The sequence below is a fragment of the Microvirga sp. HBU67558 genome (assembly GCF_018069605.1).
Classification (GTDB): Bacteria; Pseudomonadota; Alphaproteobacteria; order Rhizobiales; family Beijerinckiaceae; genus Microvirga; species Microvirga terrae.
Map to the genome: position 1 here is coordinate 116607 of NZ_JAGPUP010000560.1, position 17763 is coordinate 134369.

Here is a 17763-nt window from a genome sequence, read left to right on the forward strand (position 1 = left end):
CGTCGGGTGTTTCAAGCTGCCTGCCCGGCCAGCCGTGCCCTCGCCCTCTCGGGCCCGATCAGCGGCAGCAGGGCGCCGAGCTCGGGACCGTGGTCGAGCCCGGTGAGCGCCAGGCGCAGCGGCATGAACAGGGCCTTGCCCTTCACGCCTGTGGCGGCCTTCACAGCCTCCGTCCAGGCCTTCCAGGTCGCGGCATCCCAGGGCTCCGCCGGGAGGACGGCCGTGGCCGCCGCGATGAACGCCTCGTCCTCGATCACCGGCGACACCGGGCCCCGCACGACGTTCGCCCATTCGGCCGCGTCGCGCACCTTCGTCAGATTGCCGCGCACCGCGTTCCAGAACCCCTCGCCCTCGTCGGCCCCGAGCTCCGCCAGCCGCTCACGAGCGGCCTCGTAGGGCATGTCGTGGATCAGGCGAGCGTTCAGATGCTCCAGCTCGCTCTCGTCGAACTTCGCGGGCGCACGGGAGATATGGGAGAAGTCGATCAGGCGCGCGAGGTCATTGAGATCGGCAACGGGCCGCACTGCCTCCGCCGAGCCGACCAGCACGGCGAGCGAGGCCACCGCCTGCGGCTCGAGGCCGGCCTCGCGCAGCCCCTTGATCGAGAGATGGCCGAGGCGCTTCGAGAGGCCCTCGCCGCTCGCCGTGATCAGCAGGCTGTGATGGGCGAAGGTGGGCACGGCCGCGCCGAGCGCCTCGAAGATCTGGATCTGCACCGCCGTGTTGGTGACGTGGTCCTCGCCCCGGATCACATGGGTGATCTTGAGCTCGATATCGTCCACCACGGATGGCAGCGTGTAGAGATAGGTTCCGTCCTCTCGCACCAGCACCGGGTCGGACAGCGAACTGCAATCCACGTGGCAGGGCCCGCGCACGAGATCGTCCCAGGTGACGTTCGTCGGCTCGAGGCGGAAGCGCCAATGGGGCCTGCGTCCTTCCTGCTCCAGCTTGGCGCGGTCTTCATCGGTCAGCTTGAGGGCGGCCCGGTCGTAGATCGGCGGCAGGCCGCGGGCGAGCTGACGCTTGCGGCGGAACTCCAGCTCTTCCTGCGTCTCGTAGCAGGGATAGAGGCGTCCGACCGCCTTCAGCCGCTCGGCGGCCGCGTCATAGAGATCGAACCGGTCGGACTGACGGACAATCACGTCCGGCGGGATGCCGAGCCAGCGCAGGTCGGTCTCGATGGAATCCGCATATTCCTTCTTCGACCGCGCCACGTCCGTATCGTCGAAGCGCAGGATGAAGGTGCCGCCCTCCCGGCGCGCGAAGAGCGCGTTGAGCAGGGCCACGCGGGTGTTGCCGATATGGATGTGCCCGGTCGGGGACGGGGCGAAGCGGACGATGGGCTTGGACATGCAGATGCTATGGCGAAGCGCGCTCGGCCGCGCAAGGGGTGACGGGCGTTTCGCCCTCGTTCCCGGCGTGCGAACCACCGGGCACGATTACCCTCCCGACCGGGGCCGGGCTCGTCCCGGCCCCGGTCGGGAAGGCGTGGCGTCTCAAGCGATCGGGATCACCGGGACAGGCCCGGTGATGACGTGGCGGATTTCGAGAACCCTAAACGTCCTGTGGGCCGACCCGCGGCTTGCCCATGGCGCGCTCCAGGGCCTCGTCCTTCCGGTGGGCGACGAGCCCCTGGTCGCGGAAGCGATTGACGATCGGATAGCGGCGGTCGCGGCCGAAATTCTTGCGCGTCACCTTCACGCCGGGCGCCGCCTGGCGGCGCTTGTATTCGGCGATATAGAGCAGCCGCTCGACTTTCTTGACGACCTCCAGGTCGTAGCCCTTGGCCACGATGTCGGAGACGCGAAGCTCCTCCTCCACCAGGCCGCGGAGGATCTCGTCGAGATCCTCGTAGGGCGGCAGCGAATCCTGGTCCTTCTGGTTCTCGCGCAGTTCGGCGGTCGGCGCCTTCGACAGGATGTTCTCGGGGATGACGATGCCGTCCGGCCCGAGGGCGCCGTCCGGCTTCCAGCGGTTGCGCAGGGCCGAGATGCGGTAGACCTCCATCTTGTAGAGGTCCTTGATCGGGTTGAAGCCGCCGTTCATGTCGCCGTAGATCGTGGCGTAGCCCACCGACATCTCCGACTTGTTGCCCGTGGTCACCACCATGGCGCCGAACTTGTTGGAGATCGCCATCAGGATCGTGCCGCGGGCGCGGCTCTGGAGGTTTTCCTCGGTGATGTCCCGCTCCCGGCCGGCGAAGAGAGGCTGCAGGGCAGCCTCGAAGCCCTCGACGGGCTCGGCAATCGGCAGGATGTCGTAGCGGACGCCCAGCGCCTTGGCGCAGTCCTCCGCGTCCTTGAGCGATTCACCCGAGGTGTAGCGATAGGGCAGCATCACGCAATGAACTCGATCGGGCCCGAGCGCATCCACCGCCATGGCGGCGCAAATGGCGGAATCGATGCCGCCCGAGAGACCCAGCACCACCCCAGGGAAGCGGTTCTTCTCCACGTAGTCGCGCAGTCCCAGGACGCAGGCGGCGTAATCGGCCTCCCGGCCCTCCTCGACCGTCTCGACGGGCGCCTCGCGGCAGGCCCAGCCCTCCTCGCCCTTCTCCCAGACGGTCAGGACGATGGCTTCCTCGAAGGCCGGCAGCTGGCCGGCGAGCGAGCAATCCGCGTTGAGGATGAAGGAGGCGCCGTCGAAGACGAGCTCGTCCTGGCCGCCGACCTGGTTGAGATAGACGAGCGGCAGGCCGCTTTCCGTCACCCGGGCGCTGGCGATGCTGAAGCGCTCGTCCGTCTTGCCGCGATGATAGGGCGAGCCGTTCGGCACCAGGAGCAGTTCGGCTCCGGTCTCGGCCAGGCACTCGACCACGTCGCCGCTCCAGATGTCCTCGCAGATCGGAACGCCGATCCGGATGCCGCGGAAGTTCACCGGTCCCGGCAGGGGGCCGGGATCAAAATTGCGCTTCTCGTCGAACACGTCGTAGTTCGGCAGATCCACTTTGTAGCGGACGGTGATCGCGCCGTTGTCGAGCAGCGCATACGCGTTGTAGAGGGCGTCCCCCTCGCGCCAGGGCAGCCCGATCAGCATGCCCGGACCGCCGTCGGCCGTCTCCCGCGCCAAGCGTTCCAGGGCCGCCCGGCAGGTATCCTGAAAGGCCGGCTTGAGCACCAGGTCCTCGGCCGGATAGGCGGCGAGGAACTGCTCCGTGAACATCACGAGGTCGGCCCCGAGACGGGCCGCCTCGGCGCGGGCCTGGCGCGCCTTCTCCTCGTTGCCGGCGACGTCGCCGACGATGGGGTTGAGTTGGGCGAGGGCGATCTTGAGCGTGTTCTGAGCCATGATTCCTGAGCGTCGGACTCAAACGTGGAAGCCACTTTTGAGAGCCATCCGATGCTCCCTTTCTTGCTGGACGCATCATTCTGCGCGGAAAACCGGGACCACTTTTCCGCAGGATGCGCTGGGATCTAGCGCGCTGCCGGGTGGGCAGCAATCCAAGCGTAAAGCTTTCCCGTGAACTCTTAAACGCGCGTGGAGCAAGGCTGATCCAAGTGCGCGGCATGGGTCCCGCGCAAACTCGAATCTCTCGATTTCACATTCCCTGCAAAGCTCAAGCTTTTGGTGGAACCCGCAACAGTCCAGTTCGTTATTTCCACACGAAACACTGGGAGACTGACATGTTGAAAGGCGGCCTGCTCTGGCTTATCGGCATCCCTCTGCCGATCATTCTTATCCTCTTCTTCATGGGCTGGCTGAGTTAAGCCCAATCACGAGTAGAGTTGCGTATGCGTAAAGAAAAAGGGGCGCCCCAAGCGCCCCTTTTTCTTAAATCGACCAGTCGCTCATTCCGCCGCGAGGGCGCTCGGTCGTTCCCTTGACTGGCGCTCGCGCTTGATGAGCTCCGAGGTCAGGAACGCGATTTCCAGCGCCTGCTCGGCGTTGAGGCGCGGGTCGCAATAGGTGTGGTAACGGTCGCGCAGGTCCGCATCGGTGAGCGCGCGCGCCCCGCCCGTGCATTCCGTGACGTTCTTGCCGGTCATCTCCAGGTGGATGCCGCCCGCATGGGTGCCCTCCGCCTGATGGATGGCGAAGAAGTCCCTCACCTCGCCCATGACACGCTCGAACGGACGGGTCTTGTAGCCCGAGGCCGCCTTGATCGTATTGCCGTGCATCGGATCGCAGGACCACACCACCGTGCGGCCCTCCTTCTGCACCGCCCGGATCAGGCCCGGCAGGTGATCGGCGACCTTGTCGGCGCCGAAGCGGCAGATCAGGGTGAGGCGCCCGGCCTCGTCCTCTGGATTGAGGGCTTCGATGAGCTTGAGCAGACCGTCGGCCGTGAGCGACGGGCCGCACTTGAGCCCGATCGGGTTCTTGATGCCGCGCATGTATTCCACATGGGCATGGTCGAGCTGGCGGGTGCGGTCGCCGATCCAGAGCATGTGGCCGGAGGTGGCGTACCAGTCGCCGGTCGTGGAATCGACCCGGGTCATGGCCTCCTCGTAGCCGAGCAGAAGGGCCTCGTGGCTGGTGTAGAAATCCGTCGAGCGCATCTCGGGATGGGTTTCCGGATCGACCCCGATGGCCCGCATGAAGTTCAGGCTCTCGGTGATGCGCTCGGCGAGCTCACTGTAGCGCGAGGATTGCGGGGAATCCTTCACGAAGCCGAGCATCCAACGGTGGGCGTTCTCGAGATTGGCGTAGCCGCCGGTGGCAAAAGCGCGGATCAGGTTCAGCGTCGCGGCAGACTGGCGGTAGGCCATGAGCTGGCGGCGCGGATCGGGCGTGCGCGCCTCCGGCGTGAACGCGATGTCGCTGATGATGTCGCCCCGATAGCTCGGAAGCTCGACGCCGTCGATGGTCTCCGTCGGGGCCGAGCGCGGCTTGGCGAACTGGCCGGCCGCGCGTCCGACCTTCACGACCGGGGAGCCGCCCGCATAGGTCAGCACCACGGCCATCTGGAGGAACAGGCGGAAGAAGTCGCGGATGTTGTCGGCCGAATGCTCGGCGAAGCTCTCGGCGCAGTCGCCGCCCTGGAGCAGGAAGGCCTCGCCCTTGGCAACCTTGCCCAGGGTCCGCTTCAGCTTGCGGGCCTCGCCCGCAAACACTAGCGGGGGAAAGCCGGCGAGCTGCTGCTCGACGCTCTCAAGCGCCTCAAGGTCCGGATAGGCCGGCACCTGCTGGATCGGCTTGTTTCTCCAGCTGTCGGGCGTCCACCGCTCGGTCATGACACTTACCCCCGTGTCCTTTCTCAAAATTCTCGTCGTTCACCGCAACAAGCGGCACGAAACGGCACCTATACACGACATATTCAAAAAGGCGAGTGCGCTAGTTCACAGACCCGCTCCAGAGGACCGGATGCCGCGGCGCCTCGAATCGAGCCGCAAATCCTTCGATATGGAAGAATGGCGCTCCTCAGCGGGCGTGGCGCTGGCGGCTCTCGCGCCGGGACATCCAAAGGGCGCCGAACCCCATCGCGACGGCGATGACCGGGATGCCGAAATAGACATAGGCTTCCAGGAGGGTCATGGCTTCAGGTCTCTCAAGATCAACTTCGCTATGGAATGTAGGATAAAGCCTACGAAAAGCCAAATGATGCTGACCACGATGGCGATGGCATCCCTCGGCATGGCGTCCGACCCGTACCCGACGGCCACCATCGGTCCCACGAACCCGGCGATCACGAACGCGACGGCGACGTTGTTGAGCGCCGTCGCCGTCAGCTTCGTCTGCTCGTTATGGATCAGGCTCACCCCTCTCCCCTTCTGACAGAGCGCTCGGGCGTCTTTATCCCACCGCCACCGGCTTCTTGACCACCACGGGCGTGCGCATGGTGACCAGTTCCTCGGATGCCGTTGGGTGAACCGCCACGGTGCGGTCGAAATCGGCCTTGGTCGCCCCCATGGTGACGGCGATGCCAGCGAGCTGGATCATCTCGCCCGCATCATGCCCCATGATATGGACGCCCACCACCTTGTCGCTGGCCTTGTCGACGATGAGCTTCATGAAGACCCGGTCCTTGCCGCCTGACAGGGTGGCCTTCATGGGCCGGAAGGCCGTCTTGTAGACGTCGATCTCGCCGTAGATCGCCCGGGCCGCCGCCTCGCCGCAGCCAATGACGCCGATCTCCGGGGTCGAGAAGACCGCCGTGGGGATGAGGTCGTGGTCGACGATGGTGGGCTTTGCCCCGAACACCGTATCGGCGAAGGCGTGTCCCTCGCGGATGGCGATGGGCGTGAGGTTCGCCCGGTTGGTCACGTCCCCCACCGCATAGATCGAGGGCGCGAGGGTCTGGGAATAGCCGTCGACCGGGATGGCCCCGACCTCGTCGACGGTGATGCCGGCCTTCTCGAGGCCGAGCCCTTTGGTGTTGGGCCGCCGCCCGGTGGCCACGAGAACCTGGTCGACCATCCGCACCGAGCCGTCGGACAGGGTCGCGGCGATCCCGTCCGCCGTCTTCTCCAGCCGCGTGAGGGTCGTGCCGAGAGCCAGGTCGATTCCCCGCTGGGCGTAGGCCTCACCGAGGGCATCGCGGACATCCTCGTCGAAGCCGCGCAGGAGCTTGTCGCCCCGGTGCAGCAGGGTGACCTCGCTGCCGAGCCCGGCGAAGACGCCCGCGAACTCGACCGCGATATAGCCGCCGCCGACCACGAGGATGCGCTTCGGCAGGGTGTCCAGATGGAAAACCTCGTTGGACGTGATGCCGAGCTCGCCGCCCGGAATCACGGGCTCCAGGGTCGGATGGGCGCCCACCGCCACCAGGATGTAGCGGGCGCGGATGCGGGCACCGGTCTTAAGCACGTGGACCGTATGGGCGTCTTCGATCACGGCGCGGCTGTCGATGACCTCGACGCCCGCCTTCTCCAGGTTCGCCCGGTAGATGCCCTCGAGCCGGTCGATCTCCCGGTCCTTGTTGCGGATCAGGGTCGCCCAGTCGAAGCGCGTCTCGCCGACGCTCCAGCCGAAGCCTTCCGCATCGTGGAAGTCGTCGGCGAAGCGGCTGGCATAGACCATCAGCTTCTTCGGCACGCAGCCGCGGATGACGCAGGTGCCGCCGACCCGGTATTCCTCCGCCAGCATGACCTTCGCGCCATAGCCCGCCGCGATGCGGGCGGCACGAACACCGCCGGATCCGCCTCCGATCACGAAGAGGTCAACGTCGAAAGAGGACATGGGGCGGTCTCCGCTCAATTCTGCAACTCGATCATTCATATAAGGACGGTTCTCGCCGAAGTCCTCCGCCAGCCCTGCTTCGGAGACATGGCTGCTCACCTGAATAGCGCAGCTCTTACGCGAAGGTACGGTAAGGATAAAGGTGCAAGCCGCTTGCCGCCCTGCTGTTCCCTCATTAGGGTCTGCCGCGGACAAGCCGACCGGATGTCGGCGTCAACGGAGGAAATCGATGAGCCAGTTTCGTAAAGGTCTTTGGCGCGGCGCTCTCGCTGCGGCGGCCGTGGCAGGGTTCGTGACAACGGCGGCAGCTCAGATGGAGCTCAAGATCATGGCTCCGGCGGCTCCCGGCGGCGGTTGGGACCAGACGGCTCGCTCCATGCAGCAGGCCCTGACCCAGTCGGGCATCGCCAAGAGCGTGCAGGTCGCCAACGTTCCGGGCGCCGGCGGCTCCATCGGCATCGCCCAGCTCGTCAACAACTCCAAGGGTGACGGCAACCAGCTCATGGTGATGGGCTACGTGATGGTGGGCGCCCTCCTCACCAACAAGTCGCCGATCACCCTCGACCAGACGACCCCCATCGCCCGCCTGACCGCGGAATACGAGGCGATCGTCGTTCCGGCGAACTCGCCGATCAAGAGCGCCAAGGAACTCGCCGACGCCATCAAGGCCGATCCGGCCAAGGTGACCTGGGCCGGCGGCTCCGCGGGCGGCGTCGACCATATCGCGGCGGCTCTCTTCGCCAAGGCGGCGGGCGCCGATCCCACCAAGATCAACTACATCCCGTTCTCCGGCGGCGGCGAGGCCCTGGCGGCCATCCTTGGCGGCAAGGTGACGGCGGGTATTTCGGGTTACGGCGAGTTCGAGAGCCAGGTGAAGGCCGGCAAGCTTCGCCTCATCGGCCTCACCACCCCGGCCGACAAGGCCACCGCCGACCTGCCGTCGATCAAGGCGCAGGGCGTCGATCTCGAGATCGCCAACTGGCGCGCGGTCGTGGCCCCTCCCGGCATCTCGGCCGACCAGAAGAAGGCCCTGACCGAGGCCATGGACAAGATGGCCAAGTCCAAGGAGTGGCAGGAAATCCTGAAGGCCAAGGGCTGGGAGGATTCCTACGTATCCGGCGACGCCTTCACCAAGATCCTTGCCGACGAGCAGACCCGCACGAAAGAAGTGCTCACCGCCGTGGGGCTGGTGAAGTCTTAAATTTCAAGATAAAGCCCGTTGGAAGCGCCGCGTTCTCGGAGCGCGGCGCTTCTTTTTTGGGATAACCTATGAGCACATCACCCCAGCGGCGCGTCGACGTGGCAGGCCTCGTCATCGCGCTTCTTCTTCTCGGCCTGGCCGGTCTTGTCTGGTGGGACATGACCAAGCTCCAGATCCTGTCCCCCTACGATCTCGGCCCGAAGGTCATGCCGGTCGTCGTCTCGATCGGCCTGACGCTGCTCGCGATCGGCAACGGCATCGGAGCCCTGCAGGGCAATCTCCCGCCCCGTGACAGCCTCGACTGGAAGCCCATCATCCTGATCCTCGGCGGTCTTGCAGCCCTGATCGTCCTGATCGCGATCGGCGGTGGCTTCATGATCGGCACGGCCATCCTGTTCGCCACCACCTCGGCCGCCTTCGGCCGCCGGGCGTTCCTGACCGATCTCCTGATCGGCGCCGTGATCGCCGTCTTCGTCTATCTGCTGTTCGGCAAGCTCCTGACCCTGTCCCTCCCGGCAGGGCCGCTCGAGCGTCTGTTCTGAGGCCCTGCCCATGGAAGCCTTCACGTCCCTCGCGAGCGGTCTTGCCGTCGCCATTCAGCCGATGAACCTGCTGTTCGCCCTCATCGGCGTCCTTCTCGGCACCGCCGTCGGCGTTCTGCCCGGTATCGGCCCGGCGCTCACCGTGGCGCTGCTCCTGCCGATCACCTTCAAGCTCGATCCTGCGGGCTCGATCATCATGTTCGCCGGCATCTATTACGGCGGCATGTACGGCGGCTCGACCACCGCGATCCTGATCAACACGCCGGGCGAAAGCGCCTCCATGGCAACGGCGCTTGAAGGCAACCTGATGGCCAAGGCCGGCCGCGGCGGCCCGGCGCTGGCGACCTCGGCCATCGGGTCCTTCGTGGCCGGCACGATCGCCACCCTGGGCCTGACGCTGCTCGCCCCCTATCTCGTCGAGATCGCCGTGAGCTTCGGGCCGGAGGATTACTTCGCTCTCATGTGCGTGGCCTTCGTGACCGTCTCGGCCACGTTCGGCGATTCCCCGGTCCGCGGCCTCACCAGCCTGTTCATCGGCCTGCTGCTCGGGCTGGTGGGCATCGACATCCTGTCCGGCCAGTCCCGCCTCAGCTTCGGCATTCCGGAGCTCTACGACAACATCGAGGTGACGACCCTGGCGGTCGGCCTCTTCGCTGTCGGCGAGGCCCTCTACGTGGCGTCACGCCGCCACATCCATGAGGAGAAGCTCGAGCCCGTCCGCGGCTCGCTCTGGATGACCAAGGAAGACTGGAAGCGGTCCTGGAAGCCTTGGCTGCGCGGCACCATGTTCGGCTTCCCGATCGGGGCCCTTCCGGCGGGCGGGGCGGAGATCCCGACCTTCCTGTCCTACGCGACCGAGAAGCGCCTCACCAAGCACCCGGAGGATTTCGGAAAGGGCGCCATCGAGGGCGTCGCCGGCCCGGAGGCCGCCAACAATGCGTCCGCCGCCGGCACCCTCGTGCCCCTGCTGACGCTCGGCCTTCCCACCTCGGCCACGGCCGCCATGATGCTCGCGGGCTTCCAGCAATACGGCCTCAATCCCGGCCCCCTGCTCTTCGCCGAGCAGCCTGCCCTCGTGTGGGGCCTGATTGCCAGCCTGTTCATCGCCAACGCCATGCTGCTGGTGCTGAACCTGCCGCTGGTCGGCCTTTGGGTGAAGCTCCTCGCCATCCCGCAGCCCTGGCTCTATGCGGGCATCCTGGTCTTCGCCACGATGGGCACCATCGCGGCCAACCCATCCCCGGTCGAGCTGATCATGCTGACCGTGTTCGGGGTGCTCGGCTTCCTGATGCGGCGGTTCGACTTCCCCATCGCCCCGGTGGTGGTCGGGCTGATCCTGGGACCGATCGCCGAGAGCCAGCTGCGCCGGGCCCTCTCGATCAGCCTGGGCGACCCGATGGTGCTGCTGCAGAGCCCGATCTCCGCGACCCTGCTCGGCATCGCGGTGATCGCCCTGGTCCTGCCCTTCTTCTTGAAAGGCCTGGGACGCTTCAAGGCGGTCGAGGACTGACCTCGAAGGCACCGCTTCAAAAACAAAGGCCCGGTTTCCCGGGCCTTTTTCATGTCGGGGTGCAGCCTAGCTCAGTTCAGCTGGTGGCCGCGCTTGCCCATTTCCTCGCGGGCGCGGGTCATGATGAACTGGGAGGTCTGCTGCGTCCAGGCCGCGAGATCCCGCACGATGTCGTCGAGGACGCCCGGCTGGACCTGCACGTATTTGGCCCCGGCCGGCGACTTGTAGAAGGCCGCGATGTCCTTCAGCTCGGACTCGGACAGGCGCAGCGCGAAGGCCCGCGCGGCGTTGTCGAGCATTTTCTGCTTCTGCTGCTCGAGCTCCGGCCGGATGATGGCCACGACCTGCTCCAGATCCTGCTTGATCTCGGGGCGGGTGACGTTCATCTGCTGCAGCTGCACGAGAAACGGCTCGGACATGGCGTCGAACGAGCGGGTCATGCCCGAGCTCATGGCGACCTCGCGGGCGACGGCGAGGTGGCTCGCGCTCGGCTGGGCCTGGGCGAAAGCCGGGCTGGCGAGCAGGAACAGCGCGACGGAGGTCGCGGCCAGGCGGGAGGCGGTGCGGATCATAGAAGTGGCTCCAATCGTCATGGCTTAGGGTCAGAGCTGACCGAGTTCGACGAGCCTGTCGCCCGTTGCGAGGATCGCCCCGGTGGCAAGGCCCAGGAAAAGACCGTGCTCCACGACGCCGGGAATGTTGTTCAGCGTCGAGGCGAGCACGTTCGGCTTGTCGATGCGCCCGAGATGCGCATCGAGAATGAAGTGACCCCCATCCGTCACATAGGCGGCCCCGTCGGGCGCGTGCCGCAGTTGCAGCTCACCGCTCATGCCGAGGCTGTCCAAAAGCCGGACGATGGCCCGCTCGGTGGCCGTAAGGCCGAAGGGCACGACTTCGATGGGCAGGGGAAATCGACCGAGCTTGGTGACGTGCTTCGACCCGTCGGCGATGACGATCATCCGCTGGCTCGCGGACGCGACGATCTTCTCGCGCAGGAGCGCGCCGCCGCCGCCCTTGATGAGCCGCAGATCGTCGTCGAGCTCGTCGGCTCCATCGACCGTCAGATCGAGATCCGGGGTCTCGTCGAGTGTCGACAGGGGAATGCCTTCGCGCTGCGCCTGGTCACGGGTCGCCTCGGAGGTGGGAACGCCCACCACCTTGAGGCCGCCCCGGACCCGCTCGCCGATGGCCGCGACGAAATGGGCGGCCGTCGAACCGGTGCCGAGGCCCAGCCTCATGCCGTCGGTGACGAGCTCGGCAGCCCTCTCGGCCGCAGCGCGCTTGAGATTGTCGCTCACTGAAATCCTCTGAGATTGCGTCCGCCCTGGCTTGCAGTTGGCCTTTCGCTCGCCTCTAGCATGTCAGGACGGCAGGAAGAAAGAACGTTTCATCTTGAGCCGACCGCGGAGCCCCCGCCAGAGCCTCCAAAGCGTCCATGAACCTCATGGAGAACCTCATGGACGCTGCGGCGAGGCCCCGGTGCCCGGTCCGACGCTCGGGGTGGCCCCCGTCGGCGCTGCCGTCGAGGCGGCCGGCGATGGCGTCATCTGAGGCGTGCAGACCACCCGCTCGTCGAAAACGTAGCAGATGCTCATCTGGCCGGTCCGGTAATTGACCCGGAAAACGCCCCCTTCCCGCTCGTGCCGGGAGGCGACCAGACCGTATTCACCGGGGGCCTGGGCTCCAGCGCCCTCGCCGGCGCTATAGCAGAGGGTGACCCCGACGGTGCCTTCCTGCAGCCCATATTGACAGGAGCTCACCTCGCCGGTGATCCGATCGATCCTATAAATCCTGTTCAGGTCAGTCTGAGGTGCAGGCACGAAATCATAGGAGGCCGCCAGGGCGGGGCCGACAAGACCTCCCGGCGCCAGGACAGCCAAAATCAACGCCGCGGAACCAAGGAACCGCATTCAACACTCCATCCGGTAAGAACGAATCAACCATAGGCACCATATCATCCCAAGGCTTGATTCCCTTGCCTCCAGCAGGTAGCCGACCTTCATGGCCATTGATACCCCGCACATCGTCTCGCCCATCGCGGTCTTCGATCTCGATGGAACCCTGGCAGACACGGCCGGCGACCTCGTCGGGACCCTGAACGTGATCCTCGAACGGGAGGGACTCGCCGCCCTGCCCGTGGCGCAGGCGCGCGACATGATCGGCGCAGGCGCCCGAGCCCTGATCGAGCGCGGCTTCGAGGCTGCCGGCAAGGAGCTGGCGCCCTCCCGGCTCGATGAGCTGTTCCGCCAGTTCATGGTCCATTACGGGCAGAACATCTGCGTCCGCACCAAACTGTATCCTGGCGTGGAAGCGGCCCTGGATCGGCTGGAGGAGGCCGGCTTCATCCTGGCAGTGTGCACCAACAAGGTCGAGGAGCATTCGGTCAAACTGCTCGACGCGCTCGGCATCGGCCACCGCTTCGCGGCCAATTGCGGCCGCGACACCTTTCCCTACTTCAAGCCCGATCCGCGCCACCTGACGCTCACCATCGAGCGGGCCGGGGGAGACCCGGGCAGGGCCGTGATGGTCGGCGATTCGCGGACCGACATCGTGACGGCCAAGAACGCGGGCATCCCGGTGGTGGCGGTCCCCTTCGGCTATACCGACGTGCCGGTTCGCGAGTTGGGACCCGACCTCGTCATCGACCATTTCGACGGCCTGTTCGCCGCCGTGCGAGCCGTTCTGAGACCCATGGCCGCGTGATGCGCCGCATGGATCGCGTGCGACCCGTCGCACACGACAATGTGAAGCTTGGCTTGTCAGGAAGGAATGGTGGGCGCGACAGGGATTGAACCTGTGACCCTTCGCGTGTGAAGCGAATGCTCTCCCGCTGAGCTACGCGCCCTGACAAGGGCCTTCTAAAGGCGCACAACCCCCTGCGTCAAGCCAAAGAAGCACGCTGCCGGCGAAGTATTTCGATCCATGAATTGTGGCACCGTGACTTTAACCTGCCGCTTACGATGTGGCTGGATTGGGGCATCTCGGCACTAGGATTTTATAGCAAAACCTTGATAAAGCTTGGATCCGAAGCGGGGCTGTTGCGTTATCGACATGCAGGACCTGCCATCAACCGTGTTTTATCCGAGGCAAAAATGGGACGCACTCGCGCTGCTCTGTCCGGGCTCGTCGGCGCCTTCGTCGCCCTTGCGACGCCGGCTGCGGCATTTACAGCATTCGATCCTCTGACCCGCCAGCCCCTCTACAGCACCGAGGAGGCCCTGAAGGCGCAGGCCTCGCCGGTTCCCCGCGAGGTCGTGTCCTTCGACGGACGCTATGCTCCCGGCACGATCGTGGTCTCCACGAGCGAACGTCGCCTGTACTTCGTCCTCGGCAACGGCCAGGCCCTGCGCTACGGCATCGGCGTCGGCCGTCCGGGCTTCACATGGGCCGGCACCCACTCGATCACCATGAAGCGCGAATGGCCGGATTGGCGTCCGCCGGCGGCCATGCTCAAGCGGCGTCCCGATCTGCCCCGTTACATGAAGGGCGGCCCGGACAATCCGCTCGGCGCCCGCGCCATGTATATCGGCAGCACGATCTACCGCATTCACGGCTCGAACGAGCCGGAGACCATCGGCGAGGCCGTCTCCTCGGGCTGCATCCGCATGACCAACGAGGATGTGACGGATCTCTACAACCGCGCCAAGGTGGGCGCCCGGGTCGTCGTCCAGCGCTGAGGTATCACCGTTCCCGTCATGGCCGGCCTCGTGCCGGTCATCTCGAGCGGACGAGCGCGCCGTTTCGAGCAATCGAGATCACCGGGACAATCCCGGTGATGACGGTCCGGAGAGATCCGCCTTTCTTGTCACCTTACGCGATCCCGCGACAATCCTTTGGCGGCGAGCTCGTCGAGATAGGCCTGCCATTTCTCCCCCCGCTCGGCCCCGAGCCGGTAGAGGAAGTCCCAGCCGTAGATCCCTGTATCGTGCATGTCGTCGAACACGAGCTTGACGGCGTAGTTGCCGACAGGCTCCACGGCCAGAATGGCGACCTCCCTTTTGCCCGGCACCGTCTTGCGTTCTGCCGGGCTGTGCCCCTGGACCTCGGCCGAGGGGCTCGTCACCCGCAGATACTCTGCCGGCAGGTCGAAGGCTGTGCCGTCGTCGAAAGCGACCCGCAGGCTGCGCCTGTCCTTGGCGAGGCGGAGTTCCGTCGGCCAGCGCTCGGATGTCATGGCCCGTCCCTTTCCTGATTTTCGGTCTCACGCCGGGCTCGCGGACGCGAGAACCGGGTATGCCCTTGTCGGGATCCACCCGATGCCCCCATCTTCGATGAGCCCACTATCTTCGCGGAAATGAGAATCCCCTTTTCCGCACGATGTGCTAAGTGCTTGATCGTCAAATCGAAGGCAAGCGTTCGCGCGAACGAGGATTTCTCCGCCATGGGGGCCTTCCCGGCTCATCCCGAGACTTCCAGCAAGACCGGCCGGTCCCTTCTGGACCCGTTTGCCCGGGCGATCACCTATCTGCGCGTCTCAGTGACGGATCGTTGCGATTTCCGCTGCGTCTATTGCATGTCCGAGGACATGGCCTTCCTGCCCAAGCGCGACCTGCTGACCCTGGAAGAGCTCGACCGGATCTGCTCGGCCTTCGTCGACAGGGGCGTGCGCAAGCTGCGGATCACCGGAGGCGAGCCCCTGGTGCGGCGGGACATCATGACCCTGTTCGGATCCCTGTCGCGCCATCTGGACTCGGGCGCGCTCGACGAACTCACGGTCACCACCAACGGCTCGCAGCTCGTCCGCCATGCGAGGGACCTCGCCGCCTGCGGGGTCAAGCGGGTCAACGTGTCGATCGACACCCTCGACACCGACAAGTTTCGCGCCATCACCCGCTGGGGCGACCTCACCAAGGTGCTCCAGGGGCTCGATGCCGCGCAGAACGCCGGCCTGAAGGTGAAGATCAACACCGTCGCGCTCAAGGGCGTGAACGAGGACGAGATCGAATCCCTGCTCGCATGGGCCCACGGGCGCGGCATGGACCTGACCCTGATCGAGGTGATGCCGCTGGGCGAGATCGACGGGCAGCGCATCGACCAGTTCCTGCCCCTCTCCCAGGTGCGCGCGCGCCTCGCCGCGCGCTACGAGCTGGAGGATCTCGCCGACCGCACCGGCGGACCGGCGCGCTATGTGCGGGTGAAGGAGACGGGCGGACGGCTCGGCTTCATCACGCCGCTGACCCACAATTTCTGCGAGAGCTGCAACCGGGTGCGCCTGACCTGCACGGGCCAGCTCTTCATGTGCCTCGGCCAGGAGGACGCGGCCGACCTGCGGGCGCCGGTTCGCGCCTCCGAGAGCAACGAGCTGCTCGATCGGGCCATCGTCGAGGCCATCGCCCGCAAGCCGAAGGGGCACGATTTCATCATCGACCGGCGCCACGCCCGCCCGGCCCTCTCCCGCCACATGAGCGTGACAGGGGGCTGAGCGCGTTTCCATGAGTCAGAGAATCGGGATGTTCGGGCGGCGACTGGCGGTTCTCGCCGGCCTGCTCGTCGCGATCGGGGGGCAGGCCTGTCTGGCGCAGGACGCTGCCCCGGCACAGAAGCCCGTGATCCGCGTGGCCGTCGAGGGCGCCTATCCGCCCTTCAACTTCATCGATGCCAACAACGAGCTGCAGGGCTTCGAGGTCGATCTTCTCAAGAGCCTCTGCGACGCCATGAACGCCACGTGCGAGCTGGTGCCCCATGCCTGGGACGGCATCATCAAGGGTCTCGTAACCCACGAATACGATGCGGTCATGTCGTCGCTCGAGATCACCGAGCGGCGGCAGAAGCGGATCGCCTTCTCCGATCCGTACTACCGCATCCCGGCGGTGTTCATCGGCTCCAAGGAGACGGCTCCCGGCGAGGTCACGCCGGCCGCCATGGCGGGCAAGAGGATCGGCACCATCGAGCGCACCGATCACGAAACCTATCTCAGGACCTTCTACAAAGATTCCGAGATCGTGCTCTTCGCCAAGGCGGAAGAGGCCAATCTCGACCTCCTCGTCGGCCGCATCGACGCCGTCTTCGCGGACGAACTGCTCCTCTCGAAATTCCTGGAGAGCCGCGAGGGCGCCTGCTGCCACATCATCGGGGACGCGCCCGCGGAGCCCGCCTACAAGCGCGAGGCCTACGGCATCGGCCTGCGCAAGGAGGACGAATCCCTGCGCGACCAGTTCAACCGGGCCATCGCGCAGGTGAAGGCGGACGGAACCTACGACCGGATCAGCGCCAAGTATTTTTCCTTCGACATCAAGTAGCGGCGCGGGATCCGTCTCCTCCGTCATGGCCGGCCCCGTGCCGGCCATCCTGCGGCCTCACTGACACCCTCTCACGTCATGGCCGGCCTTGTGCCGGCCATCCCGATTGTTTGAAGCGCCACGCTCATCCGATCGGGATCACCAGGACAAGCCCGGTGATGACGTGCGAGGGCGGCACCGGCCTCCCCGTTGCTGTCCGCACCGAGGATCGTGGAAAAACCGGGTCCACTTTTGCGCGCGATGCGCTAGAACCGGCGAAGCATTCAGGGAGCACACGATGGCGAAGGTCGCATTCCTCGGACTTGGCGTGATGGGGTATCCCATGGCGCGGCACCTCAAGGCCAAGGGCCATGAGGTGACGGTCTACAACCGGACGGCGGCGAAGGCCGAGCAATGGGTGTCCGAGAACGGCGGGCGCGCCGCCAGGACGCCGCGCGAGGCCGCCGAGGGACAGGAGATCGTGTTCGCCTGCGTGGGCAACGACGACGACCTGCGCGAGGTGACGCTCGGCCCCGATGGCGCCTTCCACGGCATGGGCCAGGGCACCGTCTTCATCGATCACACCACGGCCTCGGCGGAGGTCGCCCGCGAACTCCATGCCGCCGCCAAGGAGAAGGGCTTCTCCTTCATCGACGCGCCTGTCTCGGGCGGTCAGGCCGGGGCGGAAAACGGCGTCCTCACGGTCATGTGCGGGGGCGACGCAGACGTCTACGCGAAGGCCGAGCCGGTGATCATGAGCTTTGCCCGCGCATCCCGCCTCCTGGGCGAAGCGGGCGCCGGCCAGCTCACCAAGATGATCAACCAGATCTGCATCGCGGGCCTCGTGCAGGGGCTGGCAGAAGGCATCCATTTCGGCCAGAAGGCTGGCCTCGACATCGAGGCGGTCCTCGAGGTGATCTCCAAGGGCGCGGCCGGCTCCTGGCAGATGGAGAACCGCGGCAAGACCATGAACCAGGGCAAGTTCGATTTCGGGTTCGCCGTCGACTGGATGCGCAAGGACCTGTCGATCGTTCTGGGGGAAGCCCGCAAGAACGGCGCGAGCCTTCCGGTCACGGCCCTCGTCGACCAGTTTTACGCCGACGTACAGAAGATGGGCGGGAAGCGCTGGGACACGTCGAGCCTGATCGCCCGGCTCGGCAAGTAAACCTTTGC

Annotated in this window: 17 protein-coding genes and 1 tRNA gene; 8 read left to right on the forward strand and 10 right to left on the reverse strand. The window is 65.9% G+C overall.

Annotated elements, in window-relative coordinates; genetic code table 11:
• Positions 1-11: 11 nt before the first annotated feature.
• The 5 genes from gltX to gor form a co-directional block, all read right to left on the reverse strand.
• Positions 12-1352: a glutamate--tRNA ligase gene (gltX, locus tag KBI52_RS29245; RefSeq protein ID WP_210812544.1), complete on the reverse strand. Its 1341-nt coding sequence runs from the start codon at positions 1350-1352 to the stop codon at positions 12-14.
• A gap of 202 nt (positions 1353-1554) precedes the next feature.
• On the reverse strand, positions 1555-3288 hold the full coding sequence (locus tag KBI52_RS29250; RefSeq protein WP_173949225.1) for an NAD+ synthase: 1734 nt from the start codon (positions 3286-3288) through the stop codon (positions 1555-1557).
• A 500-nt stretch (positions 3289-3788) separates the two neighbouring features.
• Entirely contained in the window at positions 3789-5174 is a 1386-nt protein-coding gene (locus tag KBI52_RS29255; RefSeq protein ID WP_173949224.1) for a class II 3-deoxy-7-phosphoheptulonate synthase, read from the reverse strand.
• A 297-nt stretch (positions 5175-5471) separates the two neighbouring features.
• Positions 5472-5699 (reverse strand): hypothetical protein, encoded by a 228-nt coding sequence (locus KBI52_RS29260; protein ID WP_173949223.1) that lies wholly within the window; start codon positions 5697-5699, stop codon positions 5472-5474.
• A 34-nt stretch (positions 5700-5733) separates the two neighbouring features.
• On the reverse strand, positions 5734-7119 hold the full coding sequence (gene gor / locus KBI52_RS29265; RefSeq protein WP_173949222.1) for a glutathione-disulfide reductase: 1386 nt from the start codon (positions 7117-7119) through the stop codon (positions 5734-5736).
• Positions 7120-7348: 229 nt separating this feature from the next.
• On the opposite strand from gor, the gene KBI52_RS29270 reads away from it, so the two are divergent.
• From KBI52_RS29270 to KBI52_RS29280, 3 genes are all read left to right on the forward strand, one after another.
• The gene (locus KBI52_RS29270) at positions 7349-8320 is read left to right on the forward strand and encodes a tripartite tricarboxylate transporter substrate binding protein (RefSeq protein ID WP_173949221.1); all 972 of its coding nucleotides are present in this window, start codon (positions 7349-7351) and stop codon (positions 8318-8320) included.
• A gap of 68 nt (positions 8321-8388) precedes the next feature.
• A complete protein-coding gene (locus tag KBI52_RS29275) occupies positions 8389-8862 on the forward strand; it encodes a tripartite tricarboxylate transporter TctB family protein (RefSeq protein ID WP_173949220.1) in 474 nt (157 codons plus the stop codon).
• 10 nt (positions 8863-8872) lie between these two features.
• Positions 8873-10372 (forward strand): tripartite tricarboxylate transporter permease, encoded by a 1500-nt coding sequence (locus KBI52_RS29280; protein ID WP_173949219.1) that lies wholly within the window; start codon positions 8873-8875, stop codon positions 10370-10372.
• Positions 10373-10443: 71 nt separating this feature from the next.
• Here the strand turns inward: KBI52_RS29280 and KBI52_RS29285 are convergent, their stop codons facing one another.
• The 3 genes from KBI52_RS29285 to KBI52_RS29295 form a co-directional block, all read right to left on the reverse strand.
• Positions 10444-10944, reverse strand: coding sequence for a DUF2059 domain-containing protein (locus KBI52_RS29285; RefSeq protein ID WP_173949218.1), 501 nt, complete (start codon positions 10942-10944; stop codon positions 10444-10446).
• Positions 10945-10974: 30 nt separating this feature from the next.
• The gene (gene rpiA, locus KBI52_RS29290; protein WP_173949217.1) at positions 10975-11670 is read right to left on the reverse strand and encodes a ribose-5-phosphate isomerase RpiA; all 696 of its coding nucleotides are present in this window, start codon (positions 11668-11670) and stop codon (positions 10975-10977) included.
• A 156-nt stretch (positions 11671-11826) separates the two neighbouring features.
• Complete coding sequence (locus KBI52_RS29295; RefSeq protein ID WP_173949216.1) at positions 11827-12282, reverse strand: hypothetical protein; 456 nt, start codon at positions 12280-12282, stop codon at positions 11827-11829.
• A 91-nt stretch (positions 12283-12373) separates the two neighbouring features.
• Here KBI52_RS29295 and KBI52_RS29300 point away from each other — a divergent pair, with 91 nt between their 5' ends.
• Positions 12374-13075 (forward strand): HAD family hydrolase, encoded by a 702-nt coding sequence (locus KBI52_RS29300; protein ID WP_173949215.1) that lies wholly within the window; start codon positions 12374-12376, stop codon positions 13073-13075.
• 67 nt (positions 13076-13142) lie between these two features.
• Here KBI52_RS29300 and KBI52_RS29305 read toward each other — a convergent pair.
• A tRNA-Val gene (locus KBI52_RS29305) sits at positions 13143-13217 on the reverse strand.
• 247 nt (positions 13218-13464) lie between these two features.
• Here KBI52_RS29305 and KBI52_RS29310 point away from each other — a divergent pair.
• Positions 13465-14049: a L,D-transpeptidase gene (locus KBI52_RS29310; RefSeq protein ID WP_210812545.1), complete on the forward strand. Its 585-nt coding sequence runs from the start codon at positions 13465-13467 to the stop codon at positions 14047-14049.
• Between the two features lie 128 nt (positions 14050-14177).
• Here the strand turns inward: KBI52_RS29310 and KBI52_RS29315 are convergent, their stop codons facing one another.
• A complete protein-coding gene (locus KBI52_RS29315) occupies positions 14178-14546 on the reverse strand; it encodes a gamma-butyrobetaine hydroxylase-like domain-containing protein (protein WP_173949213.1) in 369 nt (122 codons plus the stop codon).
• A 207-nt stretch (positions 14547-14753) separates the two neighbouring features.
• On the opposite strand from KBI52_RS29315, the gene moaA reads away from it, so the two are divergent.
• The 3 genes from moaA to KBI52_RS29330 all read left to right on the forward strand — a co-directional run bounded on the left by moaA (position 14754) and on the right by KBI52_RS29330 (position 17755).
• Complete coding sequence (gene moaA / locus KBI52_RS29320) at positions 14754-15794, forward strand: GTP 3',8-cyclase MoaA (RefSeq protein ID WP_210812562.1); 1041 nt, start codon at positions 14754-14756, stop codon at positions 15792-15794.
• Positions 15795-15804: 10 nt separating this feature from the next.
• Positions 15805-16611, forward strand: coding sequence for a transporter substrate-binding domain-containing protein (locus KBI52_RS29325; protein ID WP_173945503.1), 807 nt, complete (start codon positions 15805-15807; stop codon positions 16609-16611).
• Between the two features lie 163 nt (positions 16612-16774).
• Positions 16775-17755, forward strand: a complete 981-nt coding sequence (locus KBI52_RS29330; protein WP_262265447.1) for an NAD(P)-dependent oxidoreductase — start codon at positions 16775-16777, stop codon at positions 17753-17755.
• The last annotated feature ends 8 nt before the right edge of the window (positions 17756-17763 follow it).

Excerpts from the sequence above, each read along its gene's own strand:
- KBI52_RS29275 (WP_173949220.1), top strand. The coding sequence starts at position 8,389 with ATGAGCACATCACCCCAGCGGCGCGTCGACGTGGCAGGCCTCGTCATC.
- KBI52_RS29300 (WP_173949215.1), top strand. The coding sequence starts at position 12,374 with ATGGCCATTGATACCCCGCACATCGTCTCGCCCATCGCGGTCTTCGAT.
- gor (WP_173949222.1), bottom strand. The coding sequence starts at position 7,119 with ATGTCCTCTTTCGACGTTGACCTCTTCGTGATCGGAGGCGGATCCGGC.
- moaA (WP_210812562.1), top strand. The coding sequence starts at position 14,754 with ATGGGGGCCTTCCCGGCTCATCCCGAGACTTCCAGCAAGACCGGCCGG.
- KBI52_RS29325 (WP_173945503.1), top strand. The coding sequence starts at position 15,805 with ATGAGTCAGAGAATCGGGATGTTCGGGCGGCGACTGGCGGTTCTCGCC.
- KBI52_RS29270 (WP_173949221.1), top strand. The coding sequence starts at position 7,349 with ATGAGCCAGTTTCGTAAAGGTCTTTGGCGCGGCGCTCTCGCTGCGGCG.
- KBI52_RS29295 (WP_173949216.1), bottom strand. The coding sequence starts at position 12,282 with ATGCGGTTCCTTGGTTCCGCGGCGTTGATTTTGGCTGTCCTGGCGCCG.
- KBI52_RS29255 (WP_173949224.1), bottom strand. The coding sequence starts at position 5,174 with ATGACCGAGCGGTGGACGCCCGACAGCTGGAGAAACAAGCCGATCCAG.
- KBI52_RS29310 (WP_210812545.1), top strand. The coding sequence starts at position 13,465 with ATGGGACGCACTCGCGCTGCTCTGTCCGGGCTCGTCGGCGCCTTCGTC.
- KBI52_RS29280 (WP_173949219.1), top strand. The coding sequence starts at position 8,873 with ATGGAAGCCTTCACGTCCCTCGCGAGCGGTCTTGCCGTCGCCATTCAG.
- gltX (WP_210812544.1), bottom strand. The coding sequence starts at position 1,352 with ATGTCCAAGCCCATCGTCCGCTTCGCCCCGTCCCCGACCGGGCACATC.
- KBI52_RS29285 (WP_173949218.1), bottom strand. The coding sequence starts at position 10,944 with ATGATCCGCACCGCCTCCCGCCTGGCCGCGACCTCCGTCGCGCTGTTC.
- KBI52_RS29250 (WP_173949225.1), bottom strand. The coding sequence starts at position 3,288 with ATGGCTCAGAACACGCTCAAGATCGCCCTCGCCCAACTCAACCCCATC.
- KBI52_RS29315 (WP_173949213.1), bottom strand. The coding sequence starts at position 14,546 with ATGACATCCGAGCGCTGGCCGACGGAACTCCGCCTCGCCAAGGACAGG.